This window comes from Cellulomonas sp. P1_C4 (assembly GCF_056406355.1).
This window is the reverse complement of the sequence record NZ_JBFUAI010000045.1, coordinates 1-1,042: the sequence shown is the minus strand read 5'-3', so window position 1 is coordinate 1,042 and position 1,042 is coordinate 1. Positions and strand designations below refer to the sequence as shown.

Genomic DNA, 1,042 nt, shown 5'->3' with positions numbered 1-1,042 from the left:
GAACCCGTCGTAGCCGCCGATCGTCACCGGGACGGGGGTGGTGCCGTCGCGCATCGGCTGTGCGGCCAGGGCGTCGGCAAGGTCGGCCGCCGTGGGTCCGACGGCGACAGTGCGCCGAGTCGTGTCGCACGGGTGGGAGTAGACGCTGTCGATCTCCCAGATCAGCAGCATCCTGCCGTCGTCGGCGGCATCGGCACCCACCGTGACACCGCTGGCGTCATCCGTGGCGGCAAAACCCGCAGGCACCGACACCACCGGGAGCAGCTCCGGCGCGCCGTCCATCACCGGGAACACATAACGGCCCGGCTCCAACGGCGCCACACCATCGCCCGACGGCAGCGCCCGCACGGTGGTCGGAGCGGATGAGGGGGCGATGTCGGGCGCCGCCTCGGCGGTGCAACCGACGAGCCCGGCCGCCAGGAGCGCCGCACTGGCTGCGACGAAGAGATTGGTGCGATGGGTCGACATCATCGTCTCCTTGCGTGGAAGGGATCAGCGGCCGGCGGATGCGGCCGCAGGGCATGACGGAGGCGGCGAAGGCGCCCCGACGGAGCGCGCGGTCTCAGAGGTCGTCGGTCGGGACGAACGTGGCGGTGGTGACCATGTGCTGGAGCTCGGCGCGCTCCTGCGGGCTGGCGCCTGGGAGGGCCCAGGCGTCGAAGACGACGCGCTGCCCGTCGACGTCGACGATCCACAACATGTCGACCTGCCCGGCACCCTGCTGCCATCGGCCGGGCCAGCTGAAGAACTTCCCCCCGGGGCAGGCGTCGACGTCGATGTCGTCCGGCACGGAGAGCTCGACATAGAACCCGTCGTAGCCGCCGATCGTCACCGGGACGGGGGTGGTGCCGTCGCGCATCGGCTGTGCGGCCAGGGCGTCGGCAAGGTCGGCCGCCGTGGGTCCGACGGCGACAGTGCGCCGAGTCGTGTCGCACGGGTGGGAGTAGACGCTGTCGATCTCCCAGATCAGCAGCATCCTGCCGTCGTCGGCGGCATCGGCACCCACCGTGACACCGCTGGCGTCATCCGTGGCGGCAAAGCC

The 1,042-nt window shown here is 71.4% G+C and carries 1 protein-coding gene and 1 pseudogene; both read right to left on the bottom strand.

Going from position 1 to position 1,042, the window contains the following annotated elements:
* Positions 1–468, bottom strand: a 468-nt coding sequence (locus AC1DYZ_RS20165; protein ID WP_477066873.1) for a hypothetical protein, incomplete at its 3' end; no start/stop codon positions are given.
* A gap of 94 nt (positions 469–562) precedes the next feature.
* Positions 563–1,042, bottom strand: a pseudogene (locus AC1DYZ_RS20160) (hypothetical protein); the annotation flags it as partial.